This is a genomic window from Epilithonimonas xixisoli (genome assembly GCF_004365655.1).
Classification (GTDB): domain Bacteria; phylum Bacteroidota; class Bacteroidia; order Flavobacteriales; family Weeksellaceae; genus Epilithonimonas; species Epilithonimonas xixisoli.
Genome location: NZ_SOEO01000001.1, coordinates 471,708 through 497,631, shown reverse-complemented (window position 1 = coordinate 497,631; position 25,924 = coordinate 471,708). Strand labels below are relative to the sequence as shown.

The 25,924-nt window shown below is 37.4% G+C and carries 21 protein-coding genes; 5 read left to right on the top strand and 16 right to left on the bottom strand.

What is annotated here, in order from left to right; all coding sequences use genetic code 11:
* Positions 1 to 11: 11 nt before the first annotated feature.
* From B0I22_RS16430 to B0I22_RS02355, 3 genes are all read right to left on the bottom strand, one after another.
* On the bottom strand, positions 12 to 1,067 hold the full coding sequence (locus B0I22_RS16430) for a bifunctional transcriptional activator/DNA repair enzyme AdaA (RefSeq protein WP_342772840.1): 1,056 nt from the start codon (positions 1,065 to 1,067) through the stop codon (positions 12 to 14).
* Between the two features lie 202 nt (positions 1,068 to 1,269).
* Positions 1,270 to 3,168 carry a hypothetical protein gene (locus B0I22_RS02360; RefSeq protein WP_133943003.1) on the bottom strand — a complete coding sequence of 633 codons (1,899 nt, stop codon included), beginning with the start codon at positions 3,166 to 3,168 and terminating at the stop codon, positions 1,270 to 1,272.
* A gap of 13 nt (positions 3,169 to 3,181) precedes the next feature.
* Positions 3,182 to 4,333, bottom strand: a complete 1,152-nt coding sequence (locus B0I22_RS02355) for an ABC transporter ATP-binding protein (protein ID WP_133943002.1) — start codon at positions 4,331 to 4,333, stop codon at positions 3,182 to 3,184.
* Positions 4,334 to 4,555: 222 nt separating this feature from the next.
* Here B0I22_RS02355 and B0I22_RS02350 point away from each other — a divergent pair, with 222 nt between their 5' ends.
* The gene (locus B0I22_RS02350; RefSeq protein WP_133943001.1) at positions 4,556 to 6,145 is read left to right on the top strand and encodes a class I SAM-dependent methyltransferase; all 1,590 of its coding nucleotides are present in this window, start codon (positions 4,556 to 4,558) and stop codon (positions 6,143 to 6,145) included.
* A 50-nt stretch (positions 6,146 to 6,195) separates the two neighbouring features.
* On the opposite strand, the gene B0I22_RS02345 is transcribed toward B0I22_RS02350, so the two are convergent.
* Complete coding sequence (locus B0I22_RS02345) at positions 6,196 to 6,498, bottom strand: hypothetical protein (RefSeq protein WP_133943000.1); 303 nt, start codon at positions 6,496 to 6,498, stop codon at positions 6,196 to 6,198.
* Between the two features lie 164 nt (positions 6,499 to 6,662).
* Here B0I22_RS02345 and B0I22_RS02340 point away from each other — a divergent pair, with 164 nt between their 5' ends.
* Positions 6,663 to 6,887 (top strand): DUF2683 family protein, encoded by a 225-nt coding sequence (locus B0I22_RS02340; RefSeq protein WP_133942999.1) that lies wholly within the window; start codon positions 6,663 to 6,665, stop codon positions 6,885 to 6,887.
* A 96-nt stretch (positions 6,888 to 6,983) separates the two neighbouring features.
* Positions 6,984 to 7,151, top strand: coding sequence for a Txe/YoeB family addiction module toxin (locus tag B0I22_RS16425; protein ID WP_221411219.1), 168 nt, complete (start codon positions 6,984 to 6,986; stop codon positions 7,149 to 7,151).
* A 72-nt stretch (positions 7,152 to 7,223) separates the two neighbouring features.
* Here the strand turns inward: B0I22_RS16425 and carB are convergent, their stop codons facing one another.
* The 4 genes from carB to B0I22_RS02315 all read right to left on the bottom strand — a co-directional run bounded on the left by carB (position 7,224) and on the right by B0I22_RS02315 (position 13,219).
* Positions 7,224 to 10,433: a carbamoyl-phosphate synthase large subunit gene (gene carB / locus B0I22_RS02330; RefSeq protein WP_133942998.1), complete on the bottom strand. Its 3,210-nt coding sequence runs from the start codon at positions 10,431 to 10,433 to the stop codon at positions 7,224 to 7,226.
* 133 nt (positions 10,434 to 10,566) lie between these two features.
* A complete protein-coding gene (locus B0I22_RS02325) occupies positions 10,567 to 11,016 on the bottom strand; it encodes a hypothetical protein (RefSeq protein ID WP_133942997.1) in 450 nt (149 codons plus the stop codon).
* A 33-nt stretch (positions 11,017 to 11,049) separates the two neighbouring features.
* Complete coding sequence (locus tag B0I22_RS02320; protein WP_133942996.1) at positions 11,050 to 12,120, bottom strand: glutamine-hydrolyzing carbamoyl-phosphate synthase small subunit; 1,071 nt, start codon at positions 12,118 to 12,120, stop codon at positions 11,050 to 11,052.
* Between the two features lie 196 nt (positions 12,121 to 12,316).
* Positions 12,317 to 13,219 (bottom strand): aspartate carbamoyltransferase catalytic subunit, encoded by a 903-nt coding sequence (locus B0I22_RS02315; protein WP_133942995.1) that lies wholly within the window; start codon positions 13,217 to 13,219, stop codon positions 12,317 to 12,319.
* A 255-nt stretch (positions 13,220 to 13,474) separates the two neighbouring features.
* On the opposite strand from B0I22_RS02315, the gene B0I22_RS02310 reads away from it, so the two are divergent.
* Entirely contained in the window at positions 13,475 to 13,936 is a 462-nt protein-coding gene (locus B0I22_RS02310) for an Lrp/AsnC family transcriptional regulator (RefSeq protein ID WP_166668159.1), read from the top strand.
* A gap of 32 nt (positions 13,937 to 13,968) precedes the next feature.
* Here the strand turns inward: B0I22_RS02310 and argH are convergent, their stop codons facing one another.
* The 8 genes from argH to B0I22_RS02270 form a co-directional block, all read right to left on the bottom strand.
* The gene (argH, locus tag B0I22_RS02305) at positions 13,969 to 15,273 is read right to left on the bottom strand and encodes an argininosuccinate lyase (protein ID WP_133942994.1); all 1,305 of its coding nucleotides are present in this window, start codon (positions 15,271 to 15,273) and stop codon (positions 13,969 to 13,971) included.
* Between the two features lie 357 nt (positions 15,274 to 15,630).
* The gene (locus B0I22_RS02300; protein ID WP_133942993.1) at positions 15,631 to 16,713 is read right to left on the bottom strand and encodes a M20 family metallo-hydrolase; all 1,083 of its coding nucleotides are present in this window, start codon (positions 16,711 to 16,713) and stop codon (positions 15,631 to 15,633) included.
* Positions 16,688 to 17,479: an acetylglutamate kinase gene (gene argB, locus B0I22_RS02295; protein WP_133942992.1), complete on the bottom strand. Its 792-nt coding sequence runs from the start codon at positions 17,477 to 17,479 to the stop codon at positions 16,688 to 16,690. The genes B0I22_RS02300 and argB overlap by 26 nt, the downstream gene beginning before the upstream one ends.
* A gap of 152 nt (positions 17,480 to 17,631) precedes the next feature.
* Positions 17,632 to 18,585, bottom strand: coding sequence for a Rossmann-fold NAD(P)-binding domain-containing protein (locus B0I22_RS02290; RefSeq protein ID WP_133942991.1), 954 nt, complete (start codon positions 18,583 to 18,585; stop codon positions 17,632 to 17,634).
* Positions 18,586 to 18,759: 174 nt separating this feature from the next.
* Positions 18,760 to 19,929, bottom strand: coding sequence for an aspartate aminotransferase family protein (locus tag B0I22_RS02285; protein ID WP_133942990.1), 1,170 nt, complete (start codon positions 19,927 to 19,929; stop codon positions 18,760 to 18,762).
* A gap of 36 nt (positions 19,930 to 19,965) precedes the next feature.
* Positions 19,966 to 20,931: an N-acetyl-gamma-glutamyl-phosphate reductase gene (argC, locus tag B0I22_RS02280; RefSeq protein WP_133942989.1), complete on the bottom strand. Its 966-nt coding sequence runs from the start codon at positions 20,929 to 20,931 to the stop codon at positions 19,966 to 19,968.
* 126 nt (positions 20,932 to 21,057) lie between these two features.
* Entirely contained in the window at positions 21,058 to 22,251 is a 1,194-nt protein-coding gene (locus B0I22_RS02275) for an argininosuccinate synthase (protein WP_133942988.1), read from the bottom strand.
* Positions 22,244 to 22,822, bottom strand: a complete 579-nt coding sequence (locus B0I22_RS02270; RefSeq protein ID WP_051878668.1) for a GNAT family N-acetyltransferase — start codon at positions 22,820 to 22,822, stop codon at positions 22,244 to 22,246. Before B0I22_RS02270 ends, B0I22_RS02275 begins: the two co-directional genes overlap by 8 nt.
* A 208-nt stretch (positions 22,823 to 23,030) precedes the next feature.
* Between B0I22_RS02270 and acs the strand changes: the two genes are divergently transcribed.
* Complete coding sequence (gene acs / locus B0I22_RS02265) at positions 23,031 to 24,971, top strand: acetate--CoA ligase (protein ID WP_281276575.1); 1,941 nt, start codon at positions 23,031 to 23,033, stop codon at positions 24,969 to 24,971.
* The last annotated feature ends 953 nt before the right edge of the window (positions 24,972 to 25,924 follow it).

The window sequence follows — 25,924 nt, the reverse complement described above, 5'->3', positions numbered from 1 at the left end:
TGAATATTGAATTAAAACAAAATCGCTTTTTCCAATTCCAACAATTTCTGTTTCCTCCAGATCCCACCGCCGTAACCTGTCAAAGTTCCATTAGTTCCAATGACTCTGTGACAAGGAATTATTATTGAGATTTTATTAAGTCCGTTTGCATTCGCGACGGCTCTCACGGCTTTTGGATTGCCAAGAATGTCGGCTTGTTGCTGATAACTTCTCGTCGTTCCGTACGGAATGGTTCTGAGAATTTCCCAAACATTTTTCTGAAAATCAGTTCCAACAGGCGCAAGTGGAACTGTGAAATCCAATCTTTTTCCTTCAAAATATTCTGCTAATTCTGTTTCCAAAGTCTTGAAATGTGGATTCTCTCCCTGAATAATATTAGCTTTGAAATATTTTGAAATATCGTCCAGTTCTTTCGAAAGTGATTTTCTGTCGGAGAATTCCAGCATACAGATTCCGTTTTCGTTGGCACACGCAATCATCGTTCCGAGCGGTGTTTCGATTCTTTTGAGGTCAACTATCTTTTCCAATTTCGAGTTCTTTGGAGAAGCTCCTATAATCGATTTGAAACTGTCATTGAAACCACTCAGACTTTCGTAACCATTTTCAAAAGCCACATCCAAAACACTTTCGCCTTGCTGAAGTTTTTTGAAAGCCGAATTGATTTTGAACGTTCTTTGAAACGCGTGGAAAGTCATTCCGTGGTGTTTTAGAAACCAGCGCTTGACTGTTGCAGGTTGTAAACCACGATTTATCAAATCTAAATCTTTGAATTTCAGTTCCGGATTTTCGGATAATTCAGTCATCAGTTTCTGAATTTCGATTGGTGTTTCATCTGGATTTTCCAAAGGTTTGCAGACCTTGCACGGGCGATAACCTTTTAGGATGGCGTCTTTTGTATTTTCAAAAAACTCAACATTTTCAGGTTTCGGTTTTCTCGCCGTGCAAGTTGGTCGACAAAAAATTCCTGTCGTTTTTACACCCATCCAAAAGACGCCTTCGAAATCGACGTTTTTTTCGAAGGATGCTTGGTACATTATGTCATTGGTCAGATTCATAATTGATAACATCTTAATTTTTGGTAAAGCGGTGATTGATTTGAAAACCCCCTAGCCCCGATAGTAGCGACATCCTTTTGTGATGAGGTACGAAGAGCAAAAGATATAGCGGATAGCGGGATTATGCTCCTAAAAAAAACCAACACTTTTGAAAAGTGAGACAAATTTAGAGGTTACAAAATCAATCAACAACCGAAAACTGAACAAGTATTTTTTATTCCGGAAGTGCTTTCCATTTTTTGATGAAACCTTTGTAAAAATATAAAAACAACATCGAGACAATCAGAATCAAATAACTCAAAGTGAAACCAAACTCATCCAGAAAGCCGATGCAATCATTTTCTAAACCGCCAATCTGACTGTTAAATCTACAATTTGCAGTCTGATGTTCATTAATGATAATCAAAATCAACCAAATGAAAATCGGAAATGCATTGATGGTTATCAACATAAATATCGATGAAAATAATTTTGACATTCTTTTTAAAGTCAAAAATGGAAGAAGTAAAATCACAATCCCGACAGTCAGCATCGTGTAGAAAATAAAGAATTCGTTCCTGAGGTTAAAAACAAAGGCTGTCATCACGCAAAACAGCGTAACCAATAAGATGATAACGCCCGCCGAAACAATGCTGAAGAGCAATGAACGCATATTGGTCACTCTAAAACCAAATATAAATGTTGCCAAACCAAACGCAAACCAAAGAAAATAATGCACCGTTTCCGTGAAAAAATCATAGGTTTTCACCGTGTCCACATTTTCCAATAGATATCGCAAATCTGTCGTGTAAAAGTAATATCCCGACATATTTTTCCTGAAATAATCCTTTGGCGATACTTCCTGAGCTAAGTTCGGATTCAAATCCCTGATGCTCACCGTATCTTTCACGATTTCGCCATTTTCGTTAAGATAATTGTCCGCACTCACCGCAGTAGAATCTAACGCCGTTTCGATTCCATCATAATAGCCGTCCGGAGCTCTATTTGGGTCATAATCCTGACCGGCTTTTGGAAGGTATTTTTTGATAAATTGCTTGACTTCATAATTATCCGGATGAGAAACCAATCTCGCCCAATCCTTCGCATTCAGATTATTTCTGATGTCAAATTCTTTGGAAATAGCGAGGAAATCCTGCATCAATTCTTCGATGGCTTTTGGATTCTTGCTTTGTAAAAGCTCAGTTGTTTTTTGATTGATGAGAGCTTTATGCTTTTTGAAAGTATCATTATCTTCTACAATCGGGATTCCAGCTTCATATCTGTATTTTCGGATATGGGGTGACAAATTTTCATTTACATTATAAAAGACATCCGAGAAATTATAATAACTTGGCGCAGTGGTCGGAATGTAAGCCGACAAATCTTGTACCTTATTTTTGAAATAATAGACTCTGGATTTTTGATTTTGACTGGTTTCAAAATAAGCCAGTCCGGTTCTGTTTTTCGCCTCCTCTTCCGGATAGATAAATTCGCCATATTTATCACGCTCGGTCACCACTTTTTCGTACAAACTCCAGTATTGATAAACGCGGTCGTGATAGACAAAATATTTTTGATTTTTATCGATTTTATTAATCTCTGTTTCGCAGTAATAGTCATAAAATTCTTTTGGGAAAAGGCGATTGTCCAAAGTATACAATTCTATTTCCTGAGAAAGAAATGCATTGGTTCTATTGATGACATCGATGTTTTTCTCCATTTTTTCATCATCATATTTATAATTAATGAAAAGGCGAAAACCCGTCATATAAGAAAAATAGAAAGTCGATGAAATAAAAATAATGATGAAATACTGGAAAAATTCAAAGAACAATTTCTTGCCAGAACTCGGATAAAAACTCTTGAAAGCATTATTCTTGAACATAAAAACAAGCCAGCCGACAATCATCAAAACCGATATAATGATGTGAACGAAAACAAGTCCCGAACTCAGATAATCGCTGACGGCGCCAGAACTTTGCAAAGTACTCGGACTGGCGTGCGAAACAAAGCCTATGAAAAAGAAAATGAGATGGATGGCGATGCCCAAAAGTAACATCCACACGACTCTGGTGTTCCAAATTGTTGGGTATCTTTCCAGAAGATATTGATTTATTTTATTAATTTTTTGCATTGGTCAGAAGTTTTTATTCTACGAAGAAACGGCGTGTAGAAGTTGAAATATTACGAATATAAGTCACTTGTATTTTCGAATTTCCTAAAGCTGATAAAACGCTAGAAAACTCAGTTTCCGGACTGAAATAAGCCACGAAAATTCCACCGTTGAAATTCAGTTTTTCAAGATTGAACGGTTGGAATATCTGCAATAATTCTTCTCTGGAATTGTCTGTATCAATTTCTACAATCAGGCTTGGAGTTTCGGTTTCAGATTTGGTTTCGTTGTCTTGATATTTTCCGTTTTTGAGGAATATGACTTTATCCGAAATCTTTTCGACTTCGTACAATTGCTGAGAACTGAGAATCAACGCAATCGGATTATTGACTGAATTGGAAATTGCTTTCAAATCTTCCAAAATCACTTGTTGAGCAAGGACATCAAGGTTTGCCAATGGTTCATCCAACAACAAAATCTCGGGTTGACGAAGCAATGTTCTCGCCAATTCGAAACGCATTTTGTAGCCCGACGACAGCTCGTTCCATTTCAAATGTTTGTAATTCCAAAGGCCGAGACGCGCAATCATCATCAGCGTTCGCGTTTCGTTTTCTTCCGGTTTTACGCCATAACTTGACAAGACAAATTTCAAATTATCCTTTAAACTTCCGTACCATTTTTCGGTTCGTTGCGGGATGTAAACGAGTTTTGTTCTCAAATCAAATTCATCTTTCGGAACAGAATCGAATTGGTAATTCAGTTCGCCTTGGTTATGCGAAATTTCTTGTGCTAAAATCCGAAGCAAAGTCGTTTTACCATTTCCATTCTCTCCTACCAAACCATAAACCTGTCCTTTTTTGATTTCCAAAGAAACCGGACCAAGCGAAAAACGATTGCTCCCATAAGATTTCTGAATATTTTTGGATTGCAAAACCGCAATTTCCGTTGGATATTCATTCACAGAAATTTTCTCAATTTCGGTCAAAAGATTTTTTGATTTTTCAATCAATTCTTCCGGAGAATGATTGTTGGTTTCTTTCCAATCTGTCAAAGCAATCGCTTCTTTGTAAATGGTCATATCTTGAGTGTCCATCGCACAATCCAGCAATTTTCGGAAACCGAGAACCGTATCTTTATTATCAAAAAAGTGAAAAACAGCCTTCACTCTTTGCTGATGTTTTGTCATAGTTATTTTGTTTTGAACGTTTTAAAGATAACTAAATTCCATCTATGTTTATTATTTTATTTTTGCGTCTGAATAGTTTATCGACTCTCAGATTATGCCTTATTAAGCAGATTTTACGCCATACTTAATCAGTAAAATCAGCTTAATCTTCAAGATGATTTTTTTATTTTTATTTGATTCACAGAAAATTTTTATCTTCCAAAACACAAAATCAATAGTTTTATGGATAAGAGAAAACTTCGGGAATCGATTTTCAGACATTTGGATGGCATTGTTACTGCGCCTGTGATTTCAGCTTTGTCAAAGAAAAATATTTTGGATTTTATTGATGAAAATCAAACTTTAGAACTTTCTGAGATTAATGAAAAATTTGATTCTAACGAAGGTTATTTGAATGTTGCCTTGCGAGTTTTGGCTTCTCAAGGATTTTTGGATTATCATCTTAATAATGAAACTGATGTTGTAAAAATCTCCACAAATTCCAAAACCAAAGACGCTTTTTCTCATCAGGATATCTATTGTGATTTGGCGGAATTTTTGGCTGATTTTGATGTCATTAATTCTAAAGAACTGACTGAAAATCTTTGTAAAAAATGGATATTAATTTTCGAGAAATACAAATCTTTTCTTAATGAAAACAATGATGAATCTTCCTTAAATTATCAAATCCAAAAACATATTGAAGGCGCACTCGTCGGACCAATTATCATCAAACTCGGAATGAGCGGGATGTTTCACAAATACTTTATGGAAGCGAGTTTCAGCGCAGAAGAATTTCATAAAAACCCACATTATTTTGAAATTATTCTTAATTATCTTTCAGAAATCGGTTGGTTTTCCAAAAAGGGAAATAATTTCCAATTCACGGAAACCGGACTTTTCTTCGCAAGACGCGCCACAGCTTACGGCGTAACAGTTTCTTATCTTCCGATGTTCTCAAAATTAGATAATCTGATTTTCGGAAAAGCGTCTGAAATCCGAGAAATTGAAGATGGCGAAGACGAAATCCACGTGAACCGCGAAATGAATGTTTGGGGAAGCGGTGGCGCCCATTTGACCTATTTTAAAGTGATTGATGAGTTTATCATTGAGATTTTCAATCGTCCAATTAATGAGCAACCAAAGGGAATTTTGGATATGGGTTGCGGGAACGGCGCGCTTTTGCAACATCTTTATGAAGTCATTGAAAGACAGACTTTGCGAGGCAAATACTTGGAAGAGCATCCGTTATTTTTGGTTGGCGCAGATTATAATCCAGCGTCTTTGAAGGTGACAAGAGCCAATCTCATCAAAAATGACATTTGGGCAAAAGTTATTTGGGGCGATATTGGAAATCCGAAACAACTTGCCGAAGATCTGCAATCCGACTACAATATCGAATTGGGAGATTTGCTGAATATCAGAACATTCCTCGACCACAACCGAATTTGGGAAGACGTTCTGGAAACTGAAAGCCCAAGAATCAGTACCTCAACAGGCGCATTTGCGTTCCGGGGAAAACGGTTGTCCAATCAAGATGTGGAGGAAAATCTCTTGAATCATCTGAAAAAATGGACGCCTTACGTTGAAAAATTTGGATTACTTTTGATTGAGCTTCACACTTTACCACCAAATATCACTTCAAAAAATCTTGGATTGACAGCTTCCACGGCTTACGACGCCACACACGGATTCTCTGACCAATACATTCTGGAAGTGGACGTTTTTCACCGGATTTGCAAAGAATCTGGTTTGGAACCGGACGTTAATTTATTCAAAAAATTTCCGGATTCTGAGTTGGCGACGGTGAGTATTAATCTTTTGAAGAAATAGTTACTAAAAAACCTCATCTTATTAAAATGAGGTTTTGTAATATTTCAAAATTATTGTACACTTTTAACTCTTATCATTCCTTTGTTTTCGTGATACATCATACACATAATTTTCCCATCTCTTTCTGCACATTCTTTTGTGTAATCGTAAACCACTGATACTTTTTCGCCATCATTTTTCGTGGCTAAAATATCTGCATTGCAAACCAAGTAATCCTCGTTTTCTGCGACTCTGACGTAAGTTCCCGTACAATCTCTCACAATGGTTCCCGTTTGCAATCTGTCGTGAACGGACTTGCAAGAGAAAATTGATAATGCCGAAATTGCTAAAATCAGGATGTTTGTTACTTTCATTTTTTGATAATTTATTTGAAATCAAAAATACGATTTAAAAATTTTAAAATTAACTCTTATTTACTACTATCAATTTATTAACTTTGATTATTATAATTGGATTAAAAGTCACATTAAATTGTAGTTTTTTATTCCGTATTTTGATAAACTTAAATATCAACGCTATGACACTAATCACTTTAAAAATAAACGAACGTACCAAAGCCGGAAAAATGCTGAAAGACTTAATCGAATTATTTTCAAAAGAAAATAAAGGTGTGGAAATAGTTTCGGACGACAGTTCGTACGAGGTTGATTTTGAAGAAAAAATTAAAAATGCAGAAGAAGATATTAAAAATGGAAAAGCAATTCGTATAAATCCTAAAAATATATGGGAAAGTATTATGTAGATATTGCACCCAATGCGCGAAAAGAATTGCAAAGGCATTATAATGCTGGAGATAAAATCATTATCAAAAAGATTTAAAAAATATTATCGGAATTAGCTGAAAATCCTTTTTTTTGGAGAAGGAAAACCCGAACAGCTCAAATACAATTTTACTGGATATTGGTCAAGAAGAATCAACCAAAAAGACAGAATTGTTTATCGTGTAGATAATGATATTGTCACCGTTTATATAGTTTCAGCAATGGGACATTATGGAGATAAGTAAGACTAAATAAAAATCGAGAGAATAAGATTCCCTCGATTTTTTTTAAAATTATCTTATTCTCAGATACAAAAATTACATCGCTTCCATTTTAAAAGTCATACTTTCAATCACTTTCAAAATCGCTTCGACTGTATCCATTGATGTCAGACAAGGAACGCCGTTTTCCACGCTCATTCTTCGGATTTGGAAACCATCTCTTTCGGCTTGTTTTCCTTTCGTAGTTGTATTCACAACATATTGGACTTTTCCTTTTTGAATCAAATCAATCAAATTGACATCTTCTTCTCCAATCTTGTAACCGATTTTTGTCGGAATTCCTTTTTCTTCAAAAAACTTCGCAGTTCCTTCCGTAGCCCAGATTCTGAACCCAATCGTATGGAATCTTCTCGCAATTTCAGACGCTTCTTCTTTGTCTTGGTCAGCCACCGTGAACAAGATGGAACCGTGAGTCGGAACTTTTCTTCCTGCGCCAATCAAACCTTTGTATAAAGCTTTTTCGAAGGTTGAATCTTTCCCCATCACTTCTCCTGTCGATTTCATTTCAGGACCGAGAGAAATATCTACTTTTGTCAATTTGCTGAAAGAGAAAACCGGAACTTTCACGAAGATTCCTTCTTTATTAGGAACCAAACCTGATTTATAACCAAGGTCTTTCAATTTCGTTCCAAGAATCGCTTTAGTTGCTAGATTTGCCATCGGAACATCTGTGATTTTCGATAAGAAAGGAACAGTTCTGGACGAACGTGGATTCACTTCGATGACGAAAACTTCTCCTCCGGAAATTACGTATTGAATATTCATTAAACCAATGACATTCAATCCTTTTGCTAATCTAATTGTATAATCTTCAAGGGTTTTGATTTGAGTTTCCGTCAAAGTCTGAGGCGGATAAACCGCAATCGAATCTCCGGAGTGAACGCCTGCTCTTTCGATGTGTTCCATAATCCCCGGAATTATTGTTGTTTCACCGTCGCAAATCGCATCTACCTCCACTTCTTTTCCTGTCAGATAACGGTCAATCAAAACCGGCTGGTCTGGACTGGCTTCTACCGCATTTTCCATATAATGAGCGAGTTCTTTTTCCGAATAAACGATTTCCATTGCTCTTCCTCCCAAAACATAACTAGGACGAACCAAAACCGGATAACCAATTTCATTAGCAATTACAATCGCTTCTTCTTTTGAAGTCGAAGTTTTTCCAAGTGGCTGTGGAATTCCCAAATCTTGAAGTGCTTTTTCAAATTTATCTCTGTTCTCGGCTCTATCCAAATCCTCAAGGGAAGTTCCCAAAATCTGAACGCCGTGAGCTGCCAATTTATCAGCCAAATTAATTGCAGTCTGTCCTCCGAACTGAACCACAACACCTTTTGGTTTTTCGAGTTCGATGATGTTCATCACGTCTTCTTCTGCCAAAGGTTCGAAGTATAATTTATCCGAAATCGAGAAGTCTGTAGAAACGGTTTCCGGATTAGAATTAATGATAATCGCCTCGTAACCCATTTGTTGGATTGCCCAAACCGAATGAACCGTCGCATAATCAAACTCAACACCTTGACCAATCCTGATTGGGCCAGAACCTAGAACGATGATTTTTTCTTTGTTAGAAACAATACTTTCATTTTCATCTTCGTAAGTTCCATAAAAATAAGGTGTTTCTGATTCAAATTCAGCAGCACAGGTATCTACCATTTTGTAAACCGGCATTATTCCGTTGTCTTTTCTGAATTGGAACACTTCTTTCTGAGTTGTTTCCCAAAGATGTGCAATATTCAAATCTGCGAAACCTAATTTTTTAGCTTCAAGAAGAATTTCTTTATTAAATTTATTTTCTTTGATTGTCGTTTCGAAATCAATTAATTTTTTGATTTTCCAAATGAAGAATTTATCGATTTTGCTCCATTCTACAATCTGTTCCCAATCGTAACCTCTTCTAAGAGCATCACCGATGATAAATAATCTTTCATCATCACAAACTCGGATTCTTCTTTCGATTTGACTCATTTCATTCGTCGAACCTTCGGTTTCTTCAGCAAATAAAAGGTCAGCTTGTTTTTTCTTTAATCCTAAATGACGGATTCCTGTTTCCAAAGAACGAATGGCTTTTTGTAAAGATTCTTCGAAGTTTCTTCCGATTGCCATTACTTCTCCGGTTGCCTTCATCTGCGTTGACAATCTTCTGTCAGCGGTTTCAAATTTATCGAAAGGGAATCTCGGGAACTTAGTCACCACATAATCCAAAGCTGGTTCGAAACAAGCGTAAGAAGTTCCTGTTACAGGATTTTTGATTTCGTCCAATGTCAAACCAACCGCGATTTTTGCAGCGATTTTTGCAATCGGATAACCTGTTGCTTTACTCGCCAAAGCCGATGAACGCGAAACTCTCGGATTCACCTCGATGATATAATAATTGAATGAATGCGGGTCTAATGCTAACTGAACATTACATCCACCTTCGATTCCTAAAGCTCTGATGATTTTTAGAGAAGCATTTCTCAACAATTGATATTCTCTGTCAGAAAGTGTCTGCGAAGGCGCAACTACAATCGAATCTCCTGTGTGAACACCAACCGGGTCGATGTTTTCCATATTACAAACCACAATGGCGTTGTCGTTGGAATCACGCATCACTTCATATTCGATTTCTTTAAAACCTGCGATTGACCTTTCAATCAAACATTGTGTTACAGGCGAATATTTAAGACCTAATTCAGCAATTTCACGAAGTTCAGTTTCGTTGGAAGCAATTCCGCCACCTGTTCCTCCCATTGTAAAAGCAGGACGAACAATTACCGGATAACCTAAATTATCAGCAAAAGCTAAAGCGCCTTCAACAGTTGTTACGATGTCAGATTCAGGAACTGGTTCATTCAATTCGCGCATCAATTCTCGGAATAAATCTCTGTCTTCTGCCTGATTAATTGCTGAAAGTTTTGTTCCTAAAACTTCCACTTTACATTCTTCAAGAATTCCGGATTTCTGTAATTCAACCGCCATATTTAGTCCGGTTTGTCCTCCCAAAGTTGGAAGAAGCGCATCCGGGCGTTCTTTGCGAATGATTCTGGAAACGAATTCCAAAGAAATCGGTTCAATATAAACTTTGTCGGCAATCTCCACGTCTGTCATTATGGTTGCAGGATTGGAATTAATCAAAATCACTTTGTAACCTTCCTCTCTAAGTGAAAGGCAAGCCTGTGTTCCCGAATAATCAAATTCCGCAGCCTGACCAATAATGATTGGACCCGAGCCGATTACTAAAATTGTTTGTATATCTGTTCTTTTCATTTTTACTTTTTTGTCCGAAGTCCGATGATGGAAGTCGGGAGATTTTTTATTTTACTTTTTGCGTTGTTTTGTCATTCCGTAGGAATCGACTGTTTAAATTCCTACGGAATGACAAATAACATTTTTCTAGCATTTAATCATCATATCTAAAATACAATAGATACTTTGATTCTTTATTATGTATAAAAAAGTAAGTGTAATAAATGCCTAATTCATAATACGTTTCATTTGTAGAATCAAATTCCACTTGAATAATTTTTGTTATTTCATTAATGGAATTTAGGACATTATAAAAATTATTCACTTCATAATTTCGCCGAGTTTCATTTAAATTAATTTTAGATAATTCACCATTTAAAAAAAACCAATCATAAATCTGTTTTTTAAATTCTGATTCATTAATATCTAATATTGACATTTTACACTCAATCGGCAAATTGAAATATTGTCTTAAATACAAAATTTCATTCTCAATTTTATCTTCTACTATTTCAAAATTATAAGACAATGTACTATTAGGCATATTCAAGTTAGAATATGTATGTAAAATTCCTTTTAAATACTCAAAACTGAACTCGCTCATAACTTTAAAATTTATTATAAATTCTAATTACTATTACTTAAAATCCTCCATCAAAGTGATAAAATCATCAAAAAGATAATTCGCATCTTCCGGACCTGGACTTGCTTCCGGGTGATATTGAACTGAGAAACAAGGATGAATCTTGTGTTTTACACCTTCGTTTGTTCTGTCATTCAGAGCGATGTGAGTTTCTACCAAATCTGTATTTTTCAAAGATTCCTGGTCAATCGCATAACCGTGATTCTGTGAAGTGATTGCAACTTTGTTTTTCTCCAAATCCAAAACTGGATGATTTCCACCTCTGTGTCCGAATTTCAGTTTGTAAGTTTTTGCGCCACAAGCTAAACCAATCAACTGATGACCTAAACAAATCCCAAAAATTGGAACTTTTCCTAGCAATTTCTGAATCATTACCAAAGCTTCTGCATTATCTTCCGGGTCGCCGGGACCGTTGGAAAGCATAATTCCGTCTGGGTCCATTAGCAAAATATCTTCAGCAGTTGTGTCGTGAGAAACTACAATGATGTCACAATTTCTTTGTGACAATTCGCGGATGATTCCCAACTTGGAACCGAAATCCACCAAAACCACTTTGAAACCTCTTCCCGGACTTGCATAAGACGTTTTTGTAGAAACTTGTTCTACTTGATTTGTTGGAAATTGAGTCGCTTTTAGTTCTTCGATTACAGCTTTTTCATCTGCATCTGCGTTTACGATTTTTCCTTTTTCAACACCTTTACTTCTTAGAATTCTTGTCAATCTTCTGGTATCGATTCCGGAAATTCCTGACAGATTTTTCTTTTGGAATAATTCGTCCAAAGTAATCTGTGTTCTGAAATTGGAAGGCAAATCACACAATTCTTTCACAATCAAACCTTTGATTGCAGGCTCGATGCTTTCGTAATCATCACGATTGATGCCATAATTTCCAATCAAAGGATACGTCATACAAACGATTTGTCCGCAATAACTTGGGTCAGAAATCAATTCCTGATAACCCGTCATTCCCGTGTTGAAAACCACTTCTCCCGCAGTGTCCTGCTCTGCTCCGAATCCCGTTCCGTAAAAAACTTCGCCGGATTCTAAAACCAATTTTTTCTTCATTTTTACCAATATGTCGATGCTTCGCACCTTTTATTTTATTCGATTTATTTCTACCAATATGTCGCGACTTCGTCGCTTTTCATTTACTTCTATGCTGGAAGCCTGAAGATGGATGTTGGAAGTCTTCCATCTTCCCGCTTCTATCTTCCTTTCTTTTTTACCAAAAAAAACACGCCCGAAAGCGTGAATAAATATTTTAATTTTTGGAGTCGATGAATTTGAATCCTTTACTTTCCAAATCAAATTTAAGGATTGCCATTCTCGCAAAAACGCCGTTCTGCATTTGTTTGAAAATTCTCGACCTTTCACATTCAACTAATTCTGAATCAATTTCTACGCCTCTGTTGATTGGCGCCGGATGCATTATAATGGATGTCGGTTTCATTTTCGCTTCTCTTTCTTTTGTCAATCCGAATTTTTTCAAATAATCTTCCGGTTTGAAATTGAAATTACGCTCGTGACGCTCGTGCTGGATTCTTAACAAAATCAAAACGTCAACTTCCTTCACCAAATCATCAAACTGCATATATGTTCCGTTCACCAACATTCCTTCATCAAACCAAAATTCTGGCCCTGAGAAATAAACTTTCGCACCCAATCTTCTGAATAATCCTGCATCAGAATTTGCAACTCGGCTGTGCTTTACATCGCCTACGATTCCGATTTTCAGACCTTCTACCTTTCCGAATTCTTGAATGACGGTGAGCACATCCAACATTGCTTGTGTCGGGTGGCTTCCAATGCCGTCTCCAGCGTTTACAATGCTCAGTTTCGCATCTTCCAGTTGGTCGTAATATCTCTTTTCCGAATGTCTGATAACCGCCAATTCTACACCTATTGCTTCCAAAGTCTTAAGCGTATCCAAAAGTGTTTCGCCTTTAGCAATCGAGCTTTTATCAACTTCGAAATCGATAACTTTGAGTCCGAGTTTCTTTTCAGCCACTTCGAAACTGGTTTTTGTTCTCGTACTATTTTCGAAAAACAAGTTGGCAGCGAAAACATCGCCTTCAATTTTGCTGATTTTCCCATCGGCAAATTCCTGTGCTTCTTTTAAAATTTTCTCTATACTCTCTGTAGAGGTGCGTGAAAGCTTAATCATAATTCAAATTTTTAAATAAAAAAAACGAAGCCTAAAAAGACTTCGTTAAATATAAAAAATATTGTTGTTGTCGGCAAATTTGCCAATTGTTTTTGTCGCTAAATTCTGTAACAGATTCATTGGGTGCAAATGTACCAATATTTTCGATATTATGAAATCTTATTCATAATTTTTTATGTTAAATCAATGAACTTCTACTCTTAAAATTTTCCCTGTCAATTTTTTTCTTTACTTTTGAAAGAATGATTAACCGCTATGGGATTGGATAAAAAAGACATATTGATTCTCGAAATTCTTCAGGAAGATTCTACGCTCTCTGTAAAAGAAATCTCCGAAAAAATCGGATTGACTTTCACGCCAACTTACGAGCGTATCAAAAACCTTGAAAAAAACGGCGTTGTAGAAAAATATGTCGCTCTACTCAACCGCGAAAAACTCGGAATCAACATTGTTGTCTATTGCAATGTTCGTCTCAAAGAACAATCTCAAACAACACTCAAAGATTTTGAAAATTACATTACAAAATACGATGAAGTGCAGGAAATCATCAGTCTTTCCGGTGAATATGATTATCAGTTGAAAATCCTTGCGACTGACATCAATTCTTATAACACTTTCACTGTGAATGTGATTTCCAACAGTCCTCACATTGGGCAATATCACAGTTCTATCGTTTTGGCCGAAGTGAAAAAATCGACTAAATTTAAGTTGGATTAAAATCATTTTCCCCAGCCCTAAAGGGAGTGATTTTAACCCAACAATTTATCTCTGACTTTATTGAACTGATATTCGATTTCATCGAGGCAAAGATTTCCCAAACTGCCTTGATGAGAATGATTGAGTTCTTTGTAATCGTACTCAAAAACATCATTTTCAATCTCCTGACCGATTTGAATATAAGCATCGCGGAATGATTTTCCGTTCTTCACTTCTTCGTTGATTTTTTCTACGCTGAAGATGTATTTATATTTCTCATCATCCAGAATATTATCTTTCACTTCGATATTTGGAAGCGTGTAAATCAATATTTCTAAACATTCTTTCAATGAATCGATTGCAGGAAAAAGAATTTCTTTTGTCAATTGCAAATCTCTGTGATAGCCAGACGGAAGATTATTTGTTACCAAAATCAATTCATTTGGCAACCCCTGAATTCTGTTGCATCTCGCTCTTACCAATTCGAAAATATCTGGATTTTTCTTGTGTGGCATAATGCTACTTCCGGTCGTAAATTCTTTCGGAAAGCTTATGAAATCGAAATTTTGACTCAGATAAAGACAAACATCATAAGAAAACTTGCTTAAAGTTCCAGCCAAAACCGAAAGCGAATTAGCTAACAATTTTTCTGATTTCCCACGCGTCATTTGTGCGTAAACTACATTATAATTCAGAGTTCTGAAATCTAATTTATAAGTCGTACTTTCTCTGTCAATCGGGAAAGATGAGCCATAACCAGCAGCCGAACCAAGTGGATTTTTATTAATTATATTCTTCGTCGCAAAAAGCAATTCCAAATCTTCCACCAAAGATTCTGCATACGCTCCAAACCATAATCCAAAAGACGAAGGCATCGCCACCTGCAAATGCGTGTAGCCAGGCAACAAGACATCTTTGTGAAGATTGGCTTTGTCTTTCAGGATTTGAAAAAATGAATCGGTTAGCTCTGTGATTTCTCTGATTTCGTCAATTAAATACAATTTGATATCCGTCAAAACCTGGTCGTTTCTTGACCTTGCAGTATGGATTTTTTTTCCTGTTTCGCCAAGTTTCTCGATGAGAATCGTTTCGATTTGCGAATGGATATCTTCTGCAGTTTTATCAATTTCGAAGTTTCCTTTTTCGATTTCCGAAAGAACTTCTTCTAAAACTGCAACAATATCCTGCTCTTCGTCCAATCGAATCAAACCAACTTCTGCCAGCATTTTCGCGTGAGCAATAGAACCCAACACATCATATTTTGCTAATCTGTCATCAAAATCCAAGTCTTTCCCGACCGTGAATTTTGTAACCAAATCATTGGTTGTCGTATTGTCTTTTTGCCAGATTTTTTTCATTTTCTTATATTTTGAACGCAAAGTGCGCAAAGATTTTTTTTAATTTTTATTGAAAACATTTTTAAGGTTCGCAAAGGCGCTGACGCTCAGCCAAGACTAAATAATCTTAAAGTGTTTTTGTCATTCCGGAGGAATCTAAACTGTCTGAATTCCTATGGAATGACAAACTTTGTGGTTATAAACTTTTCGTGTTTTTATATTGAATCCGCAGCCCGACTTGAGCGGAAATCCTTTTTTGCTTGTACTCAATTTCTATTTAAAGTAGAATCGTCTTGCAAAAAAGATTGGGAGCGGAAGGCGGATTAAGCTACCCAAACCTAACAAAGTGGTTCGACGACGTCAAATCCTTAAAATTATTTATAATATTTTTTCTAATACTTTTATGTAAATATCGATTCCTTCGCGGATTTCGTCGATATAGACGAACTCGTCCGCTGTGTGAGAACGCAGACTGTCGCCAACACCCAACTTCACCGACGTACACGGAATAATCGCTTGGTCGGAAGATGTCGGTGAACCGTAAGTTGTCCTTCCCAACGCCAATCCAGCCTGAACAAACGGATGTTTGACGTCGATTTTTGAGGAGTTTAAGCGGAACGACCTCGGTGTCAATTTGGATTTCATCTGCGACTGGATGATTTCGAAAACTTCACGATTCGTATATTCGTCTGTCACGCGGACATCCAAGGTGAAATTGCATTTTTCGGGAACCACGTTGTGTTGCGTTCCTGCGTTGAGAACTGATAATGTGACTTTTACTTCGCCCAAATAATCGGAAACTTTCGGAAATTTGAAATCGAGGATATTTTGCAAATCCTTCATACATTTCACAATCGCATTGTCATCGTTCGGATGTGCTGCGTGAGAAGGCGTTCCCAGCATTTCGCCGTCAATGACGAGCAAGCCTTTTTCTGCGATTGCGAGATTCATTTTGGTTGGTTCGCCGACGATTGCCAATTCGACGTTCGGAAGTTGTGGAAACAAGGCTTCGATGCCGTCCAGACCGGAGATTTCTTCCTCGGCTGTCAATGCAATAACAAGATTGTGCGACAAATCTTCGGCTTCATAAAAATAAAGAAAAGTCTGCGCCATCGCCACCAAAGACGCGCCTGCATCGTTGCTTCCCAAACCGAATAATTTGCCGTCTTTTTCCACTGGAATAAATGGGTCCAAAGTGTAAGCCTTGTTCGGTTTTACCGTGTCGTGGTGCGTGTTGAGGAGAATCGATGGTTTGCCGGCGTCAAAATGTTTGTTGGTTGCCCAAATGTTATTTTTGAATCGGTTGACCGTCAGTTGATGCTCATTGAAAAAGCCTTCTATGATGAGCGAAGCGTTGTATTCGTCTCGGCTCATAGATGGTGTTGCAATTAGTTTTTTCAGTAATTTGACGGCGTTTTCCGCAAGTTCTTCTCTGCTAAAGACAGATTTCAGTTCCTTCATTTCCTTGTTTTATTTGGTCTGACAGTTTTTTCTCGTTAATCAAAGACACTTTCTGAACACCATTTTCTTTGGCTCGGAAAGCATTTTCAAGTTTTGGTAAAATCCCTTTGTGAAGTTTTCCTTCGGATTTTAATTCAGAAAATTCTTGTTTGTTAATCGTTTTCAAATTTGAATTTTCGTCTTCAATATTTTCTAAAACCCCGTTTTTATCGAAACAAAACAACAATTCTGTCTCGAAATTTTTTGATAAAGTCTGGGCAATAGTTCCGGCAATCGTGTCTGCGTTGGTGTTTAACAGATTTCCTTTTTTATCGTGAGTGATTGCAGAAAACACCGGAACCAAACCCAGATTTATCATATTTGTAATCAATTCCTGATTGATACTTTTTTCATTAATATCGCCCACAAATCCAAAATTAATAGTTGGATGTTGTCTTTTTTCGGCTTGAATTAAATTGCCGTCTGCACCAGAAAATCCCATCGCATTGCAATTAAAACTCTGCAATTTCGCCACAATATTTTTATTGATTCTTCCTGCGTAAACCATTGTTACGAGCTTCAAAGTTTTTTTGTTGGTAATCCTGCGTCCATCAATCATCGTCTGCGTGATTTTCAGTTTTTCCGCCAAAGTTTCTGCAACCTTTCCACCGCCGTGAATCAGAATTTTGGCACCTTCAATTTGTGAAAATTGTTCAAGAAAAGCTTTCAATGATTTTTTGTCATCGATTAAAGCGCCTCCGATTTTTATGATATGTAGCTTGTTCATTGAATATTTTTAAACGCAAAGTCCACTAAGATTTTTTGGTAATTATTGAAAATATTTTGAGGTTCGCAAATCAAAGATTCATCGATTCCTTTAAAATCAATAAACATTTGAGATAAAGACGTAAAACTCATCAAAGACTTAAACCTTAATTGTTATTTTAATCCATCTAAAATTTCAGAAAAAACCGCTTGTGCTGAAAATATTCTGTTTTTTGCCTGCTGATAGATGATTGAGTTTTCTCCGTCCATTACTTCATCGCTCAATTCGAGATTTCTACGGACTGGAAGGCAATGCATCACTTTGGCGTTGTTTGTCAATTCTAATTTTTCATTCGTCAACATCCAATCGCCTTCAACTTTTGGCATATTTGCGTAATCTTCAAACGACGACCAGTTTTTAACGTAAAGAAAATCTGCATCTTTCAATGCTTCGTCCTGATTATGAATCACTTTCGTTTGTTTTGTGAAATTTTTGTCCAAATCATAACCGTCCGGATTTGCAATCACAAAATCAACGTCCATTTGTTGCATCCATTCTGTAAAAGAGTTTCCGACAGCCTGCGCAATTGGTTTGATGTGAGGCGCCCAAGTCAAAACGACTTTTGGCTTTCTGTTTTCTGTCCAATTTTCTGTGATTGTGATGCAATCTGCCAAACTTTGCAACGGATGACGCGTTGCAGATTCCAAAGAAATCACTGGGACTTTGGCGTGTTTCAAGAATTGGCTCAGAATACTTTCGTTCACGTCGTCTTCTTTGCTTTTCATTCCTGCGAAACATCTTACGGCAATGATATCACAATATTGATTCAGAACTTCGATGGCGTCTTTGATGTGTTCAACCGTGTCGCTGTTCATCACCGTTCCATCAGCAAATTCCAGATTCCAGGCTTCTTGAGCGGCGTTGAGTGTTAGGACATTTAACCCTAAATTCTGAGCGGCGATTTGAGAACTTAATCTTGTTCTGAGACTGGAATTAAGGAAAACCAAACCAATCGTTTTCCCTTTTCCTTTGGTTGGATTTTCTAATGGATTTTCTTTTATTTTTAAAGCTTTTGCAATGATTTCCTGCAAATTATCTATATCGTAAACCGAAGTGAAATTTTTCATTTTCTTTATTTTTATCGCAAAGTGCGCAAAGATTTTTTATTAATTATTGAAAATATTTTAAGGTTCGCAAAGGCGCTTACGCTCAGCTAAGCACTTTTAAAACATTCACTTGTCATTCCGTAGGAATCTAAACAATGCTGTCGAGATTCCTACGGAATGACAAATATTGTGGTTTTAATTCTCTGTCAAAACTTCCTTTTTTACATCTATCGCTTTCAAAGTTTTTCCCAAAGCATTGATGAACAAATTGGATTCTTTTTCCGAAATATTGAGCGCTGGTAAAATCCGAAGAACATTCTTGTCATTGGCATTTCCAGTGAAAATAAAATGTTCGAACAGCAATTCTTTCCTGACATCTGCACAAGCTTGGTCGAGCTCAATTCCAATCATCAGACCGCGCCTTTTGATATTTTTGATGTGAGGGAAATCTTTAATTTTTTCTTCGATGTAAGCGCCGATTTGTTCAGAATTTTGAATTAAATTTTCATTTTCAATCACTTCTAAAACTACAATTCCAGCCACGCAAGCGAGATGATTTCCTCCAAATGTAGTTCCCAATAATCCGTAAATCGCCTCGAATTTTGGACTAATCAGAACACCGCCAATCGGGAAACCATTTCCCATTCCTTTGGCAACCGTGATTAAATCTGGTTTGATGTCGAATTCCTGATGGGCAAAGAATTTTCCGGAACGTCCGTAACCAGACTGAACTTCATCCAAAATTAAAATCGCATTATTTGCTTTGCATAATTTTTCAATCGTTAAGATGAAATCTTCGTCCAACAAATTGATTCCGCCAACACCCTGAATTCCTTCTACAATTACAGCAGAAATTTCGTTTTGGTTTTCTGAAAAAAGCTTTTCCAGTCCTACAGAATTATTGAATTCACATTTGACGAAATTCTCGGATTCGTTGACTGGCGCTACGATTTTCGGATTGTCTGTCACAGCAACAGTCGCGGAAGTTCGGCCGTGGAAAGCTTCGGAGAAATAAATGACTTTCTTTTTTCCGTTGTGGAATGAAGCCAACTTTAAAGCATTTTCGTTCGCTTCTGCTCCTGAATTACATAAAAACAATGAATAATCTTCGTAACCTGATAATTTTCCTAATTTCTCAGCCAATTCAGTTTGCAAATTATTCTGAACCGAATTAGAATAAAAACTAATTTTCTCCAGTTGATTTTTCAATTTTTCAACATAATGCGGATGATTGTGACCAATGGAAATCACAGCGTGACCGCCGTAAAAATCGAGGTATTTTTGGCCGTTTTCATCCCAAAGGAAAGAACCTTCGGCTTTGACAGGATTGATGTTGAAAAGTGGATATACGTTGAATAAATTCATCTTGATTGATTGTTATCGATTGATAGTTGATTGACTTTAAAAAGCAATTGGTTTTAAGTTTAATCCGAGGTTTTGTTCCCAGCCATTGGCGATATTCATATTTTGAACAGCTTGTCCGGATGCGCCTTTCAGAAGATTGTCGATTGCGGAATGAACTGCTATTTTATTTCCTTGTTTTTCGATTTGAATGACGCAAAAATTGGTGTTCACAACTTGTTTCATATCAATCGATTTCTCTGAAATTTTCACAAAAATTAAATCTTTGTAAAAGTCTTTATATAAATTGTAAATGTTATCTACTTCCAAATCACATTCGATGATAGAACTTGTAAAAATCCCTCTTGCAAAATCGCCACGCCACGGAACAAAGTTGAGTTCCACATCCTTTTCATTAAGCAAATTGACTTGTTTTAAAATCTCGTCGACGTGCTGGTGATTCAAAGTTTTATAGGCTGAAATATTGTCATTTCGCCAAGTGAAATGTGTTGTCGGTTGCAAAGATTTTCCTGCTCCAGTCGAACCCGTAATTCCCGTTGTGTAAACATCTTTCAACAGATTTTCTTTTGCTAAAGGCAATAACGCTAATTGAATTGCAGTCGCAAAACATCCGGGATTAGCAATACTTTTCGAATTCTGAATTTCATTAAAATAAATTTCAGACAAACCGTAAACAAAATTTCTATTTACAAAATCGCCTTCGAGACGGAAATCATTTCCTAAATCGATGACCAAAGTTTCATCTGAAACTGGATTTTCACTCAGCCAGTTCTGACTTTCTTTGTGAGGAAGGCAAAGGAAAAGGATGTCAGTTTCTGAAATTTTATTCGTCAAAACCAAATCGCAAATCGAGTCCAAATCCGGATATAATTCAGAAATCTTCACTCCGGAATTGGAACGACTGAACAAAAACTTTAATTCTATATTCGGATGGAATGCGAGCAAACGAACGAGTTCGCTTCCTGTGTAGCCATTGGCTCCGATGATTCCGACTGATTTTTTCATATTTTAATCCTCTCCCTAAATCCCTCTCCAAAGGCGAGGGACTTTGAAGTTTTGTATTTTATAATATTTTGCTGACTTTTTTAAAAGTCCTTCGACTCCGCTCAGGATGACATCCTTAAAATTATTCTAGTTTAATTTGTTGACCTGATGATAGATGTTGAGCGAGTTGCTGAGGATTTTGGTAAAACCTTTGACATCATCGCCACTCCAAGCGAGATTTTCTTCGCCGTAACTTCCAAATTTTGAAGACATTAAATCATTTTCGGATTCGATTCCATTCAAAGCGAAACGATATGAATGAAGTGTGATAAATACTTTCCCGTTGACTGTTTTCTGAGAATCCTGCAAAAACGATTCGATATTTCTCATCACTGGGTCAAGAAAAAGTGCTTCGTGAAGCCAGTTTCCGTACCAATCTGACAATTGCGATTTGATGGTCTGCTGATATTTGGAAAGTGTATGTTTCTCCAAAAGATGATGCGCTTTTATGATAATTGACGCCGACGAGGCCTCAAAACCAACACGGCCTTTTATCCCGACAATCGTGTCTCCTACGTGGATATCACGCCCTATTCCGTAAGGCGACGCCAATTCCTCAATCTTTTGAATCGCCAAAACAGGATGAGAAAAAGTCTCGCCATTGACAGAAATCAATTCGCCATTTTTGAATTCGATTTCCAGATTTGAAGGCTCTGTTTTCTCAACTTGAGAAGGAAAAGCTTCTTCTGGAAGGGAAAATCGGGAAGTCAAAGTTTCTTTTCCACCAACGGAAGTTCCCCAAAGTCCTTTGTTGATGGAATATTTGGCTTTGTCAAAATCCATTTCGTAGTTGTGGTCTTTCAGAAATTGAATTTCGTCTTCACGCGATAAACTTAAATCACGGATTGGCGTGATGATTTCGATTTTCGGACACATTACGTTGAAAATCAAATCGAAACGAACCTGGTCATTTCCTGCGCCTGTACTTCCGTGAGCAATCGCATCCGCTCCGATTTCCAAAGCAGATTCGGCAATCGTCTGCGCCTGAATTGTTCTTTCGGCACTGACTGACAATGGATAAGTATTGTTTTTCAGAACGTTACCGAAAATCAAATACTTGACACAATCGTTATAATATTTTTCTGAAGCATCTATAAACCTGTAAGAAGCCACGCCTAATTTTCCTGCCTTTTCCTTAAGCAAAACCTCATCGTTTTTATCAAAACCACCCGTGTTGATTGTGACTGCGTGAACTTCGTAGCCCAAAGTTTCGCTCAGATATTTGGCGCAATATGACGTGTCCAAACCTCCGCTAAATGCCAAAACTACTTTCTTACTCATTGTCGTTATTTATAGATTCAAAATCTTTTTCTTTATTCATATTTACTTTTTCCGGGACGAAAAGCATTGCTGTGCAAAGACAGTTTTTTCGTTCTTTCATCATTAGAATTTCATAATTCACGCAGTTTTTGCAACCGTTCCAAAACTGTTCATCTTGAGTCAGCTCAGAATAAATCACCGGTTTGTAACCTAAACTGCTGTTAATTTTCATCACTGCCAATCCGGTGGTAAGGCCAAAAATCTTTGCATTTGGATATTTCTCCCTGGAAAGCTCGAAGATTCTTTCTTTAATCAAAGTTGCCAATCCGGCGTTTCTGAATTGGGGCGAAACTATCAATCCGGAATTGGCGACGTACTCTCCGTTCGTCCAAGTTTCGATGTAGCAGAAGCCTGCCCAGGTTCCATCTTCGTCGATGGCGATGATGGCGTTACCTTCCGAGATTTTTTTGCCCAGATATTCTGAGGAACGCTTTGCGATGCCAGTTCCTCTTTTCTTTGCAGAATCCTCCATTTCGTTTCGGATTTCTTCCACGTAGACCAAATGTTTCTCTGAGGAAACTTCTAATTTCATTGATATTATCTAATTAAGTCGCAAATTTAAATACATTTATCTTTATTAACCAAATTAAAAAGATAATATTATCTGTTAATTATTATTTAACAACAATATTATCTGTTATTCAGTTGAATAATAATCGTGGCAGGTATTCTATTTGTTGTAGATTTTGTGTAATTTGGCTAAGCTATTACTGCGGTCTGCAAAGGATTCGCAACTAGTCATCAATCAAAACCACCATCATAAATCAATCAGTATGAGAAATTATCACATTCAGAATCTTCAGGATTATTTCAAAGAGTATAAAAAGTCAATTAAGAATCCGAAGAAGTTTTGGGATAAGATTGCGGATGAGAATTTCGTCTGGTATCAGCGCTGGTCCAAGGTTGTGGATTACGATATGCAGGAAGCCAACATCAAATGGTTCAAAAATGCTAAACTTAATATTACCAAGAACGCCTTGGATAGGCATCTTTCCGTGCGTGGCGACAAGACCGCCATCATCTGGGAACCGAACGACCCAAAGGAAGAAGCACAACATATTTCATACAGCGAACTGTACACCAGAGTCAACAAAGTAGCGAATATTCTTCGTGAAATGGGCATTGAGAAAGGCGACCGCGTTTGTATTTATCTTCCGATGATTCCGGAATTGGCAATCACGATGTTGGCTTGCGCTAAATTAGGTGCTGTTCATTCTGTGATATTTGCCGGATTCTCTGCTTCGGCGGTGGCTTCGAGGGTGAATGACTGCGGAGCAAAGATGGTCATCACATCTGACGGAAGTTATAGGGGAAACAAAGTTCTGGATTTGAAAAGTCTTGTGGATGAAGCCTTGGAGAAAACACCAACCGTTGAAAACGTATTGGTTGTGAAAAGAACCCACAACGATGTGAAGATGAAAGAAGGTCGGGATCATTGGATGGATGAATACTATGATAAAGCCTCAGCGGATTTTGTGACGGTGATTATGGATGCAGAAGATCCTTTGTTCATTCTTTACACTTCGGGATCGACTGGGAAACCGAAAGGGATGTTGCACACTTGCGCGGGTTATATGGTTTACACAGCTTATACATTCAAGAATGTTTTTAATTATAAAGAAAATGACATCTATTGGTGTACGGCGGATATTGGGTGGATCACGGGACATTCTTACATTTTGTACGGTCCGCTTTTGAATGGCGCAACAACCGTCATCTTCGAAGGTGTGCCGACTTTCCCTGATGCTGGGCGATTCTGGGAAGTGATTGAGAAACACAAAGTAACTCAATTTTACACCGCTCCAACAGCAATTCGTTCTTTGGCGAAGGAAAGTGTGGAATGGGTGGAGAAGCACGATCTGAGCTCGCTGAAAGTCATTGGATCTGTGGGTGAGCCTATCAACGATGAGGCTTGGCATTGGTATAATGACCACGTGGGGAAGAAGAAATGCCCGATCGTAGACACCTGGTGGCAGACGGAAACGGGCGGTATTATGATTTCGCCGATCCCTTTTGTGACGCCTACCAAACCAACTTACGCTACCCTTCCGTTGCCAGGCATTCAGCCGGTGTTGATGGATGAGAAACGGAATGAGATCACCGGAAACCAAGTGGATGGGAATCTTTGCATCCGTTTTCCCTGGCCGGGGATTGCCAGAACCATTTGGGGCGACCATCAGCGATACAAGGAGACTTATTTCTCGGCGTTCCCTGGGAAATATTTCACGGGTGATGGCGCTTTGAGGGACGAGGTTGGCTATTACCGGATCACGGGGCGTGTGGATGATGTGATCATCGTTTCCGGGCACAATCTGGGGACGGCGCCTATCGAGGATAGCATCAATGAGCATCCGGCGGTGGCGGAGTCTGCAATCGTGGGCTATCCGCACGATGTGAAAGGCAATGCACTCTACGGTTTTGTGATCCTGAAAGATGCTGGCGCGGAAAGAAACCGCGAGAACCTTGCGAAGGAAATCAACCAGTTGATCTCTGAGCAGATAGGGCCAATTGCGAAGTTGGACAAGATCCAATTTGTGTCTGGATTGCCGAAGACGAGATCTGGGAAGATTATGAGAAGAATCCTAAGAAAGATTGCGGAGGGTGACTTCAACAGTTTTGGGGATATCTCGACTTTATTGAATCCAGAGATTGTGGATGAGATTAAGAATGAGAGGGTGTGATGTGAGTTGGAGGGTTTGAGAGTTTGAGTGCACTTCTAGAGCCTCAGTGTGGCAACTGTAGTACAAACAGTTATTTCAGTTTTGTCAGGCTGAGATTCTCGAAGCCATTATAAAATAAAATCATAGCAAAAGTCATCTGGGATCGGGTGGCTTTTGTCATTTTGACATATCATCTACTTTACCGCTAAGGCCGTGTGTGATGATGTTGTTTTTGCTTTCCGCCATCGTTTGTGATTTTTAATTGGTTAATACTAATTTTGAATTTTTAAAATAAATATTCTATTAATACAAAATGTGTTTTTTGATGGATTATTTCTTGAAAATTTATTATGTTAAATAGTTTTCACCTATTATTTTACAAAATTAATTTATATTATATTAAATCGATAAATTAATTTACTGAATATCAGACTATTTTGTAAATTTGAATCAAACTAAAATTCATCTATAACCAAATTAACCAGCATCCATGGCGATTGTGGTAATACTATTTTTAGCATTAGCTTGTTGGGTGTTCAAACACTAGATGTTCGAAACACAACGCAAAAACCGAAGGGATTACTACCGAAATGTTTACCTAAAATCTGAAGCTTGGCAACGCAAACGATATGTTGTTCTAAAAAGAGACAACTGGCTTTGTGTATATTGTGGTGTAAAAGCCACACAAGTCCATCACACTAGATATGCAAAATACAATGTCGGAAAAATGCCTATAGATTGGTTAATTTCTGTTTGTAATAATTGCCACGAAGACTTGCATAAATAATCACGGATTGCAAATCTGCAACATCAGAGTTAGCAACATCAGAGTTAATAGATATGGAATTAAAAATCTGCAATATATTGCCTGGAAATAATTAGAAATATTGTTATTTTAGTAAAAATAAATATCTGCTACACTAGGGTAGATAATATCTGGCATTATATGCACTACGATTTTAGCGAGTTAAACA

Coding starts and splice junctions, on each gene's coding strand:
- B0I22_RS02340 (WP_133942999.1), top strand. CDS start 6,663: ATGACACTAATCACTTTAAAAATAAACGAACGTACCAAAGCCGGAAAA.
- B0I22_RS02270 (WP_051878668.1), bottom strand. CDS start 22,822: ATGAAATTAGAAGTTTCCTCAGAGAAACATTTGGTCTACGTGGAAGAA.
- argB (WP_133942992.1), bottom strand. CDS start 17,479: ATGAACAAGCTACATATCATAAAAATCGGAGGCGCTTTAATCGATGAC.
- B0I22_RS02360 (WP_133943003.1), bottom strand. CDS start 3,168: ATGCAAAAAATTAATAAAATAAATCAATATCTTCTGGAAAGATACCCA.
- argC (WP_133942989.1), bottom strand. CDS start 20,931: ATGAAAAAATCAGTCGGAATCATCGGAGCCAATGGCTACACAGGAAGC.
- B0I22_RS02285 (WP_133942990.1), bottom strand. CDS start 19,929: ATGAATTTATTCAACGTATATCCACTTTTCAACATCAATCCTGTCAAA.
- B0I22_RS02290 (WP_133942991.1), bottom strand. CDS start 18,585: ATGAAAAATTTCACTTCGGTTTACGATATAGATAATTTGCAGGAAATC.
- B0I22_RS02345 (WP_133943000.1), bottom strand. CDS start 6,498: ATGAAAGTAACAAACATCCTGATTTTAGCAATTTCGGCATTATCAATT.
- B0I22_RS02320 (WP_133942996.1), bottom strand. CDS start 12,120: ATGAAGAAAAAATTGGTTTTAGAATCCGGCGAAGTTTTTTACGGAACG.
- B0I22_RS02350 (WP_133943001.1), top strand. CDS start 4,556: ATGGATAAGAGAAAACTTCGGGAATCGATTTTCAGACATTTGGATGGC.
- B0I22_RS02310 (WP_166668159.1), top strand. CDS start 13,475: ATGGGATTGGATAAAAAAGACATATTGATTCTCGAAATTCTTCAGGAA.
- B0I22_RS02275 (WP_133942988.1), bottom strand. CDS start 22,251: ATGAGTAAGAAAGTAGTTTTGGCATTTAGCGGAGGTTTGGACACGTCA.
- B0I22_RS02325 (WP_133942997.1), bottom strand. CDS start 11,016: ATGAGCGAGTTCAGTTTTGAGTATTTAAAAGGAATTTTACATACATAT.
- B0I22_RS16430 (WP_342772840.1), bottom strand. CDS start 1,067: ATGTTATCAATTATGAATCTGACCAATGACATAATGTACCAAGCATCC.
- argH (WP_133942994.1), bottom strand. CDS start 15,273: ATGAAAAAAATCTGGCAAAAAGACAATACGACAACCAATGATTTGGTT.
- B0I22_RS02300 (WP_133942993.1), bottom strand. CDS start 16,713: ATGAAGGAACTGAAATCTGTCTTTAGCAGAGAAGAACTTGCGGAAAAC.
- B0I22_RS02315 (WP_133942995.1), bottom strand. CDS start 13,219: ATGATTAAGCTTTCACGCACCTCTACAGAGAGTATAGAGAAAATTTTA.
- B0I22_RS02355 (WP_133943002.1), bottom strand. CDS start 4,333: ATGACAAAACATCAGCAAAGAGTGAAGGCTGTTTTTCACTTTTTTGAT.
- carB (WP_133942998.1), bottom strand. CDS start 10,433: ATGAAAAGAACAGATATACAAACAATTTTAGTAATCGGCTCGGGTCCA.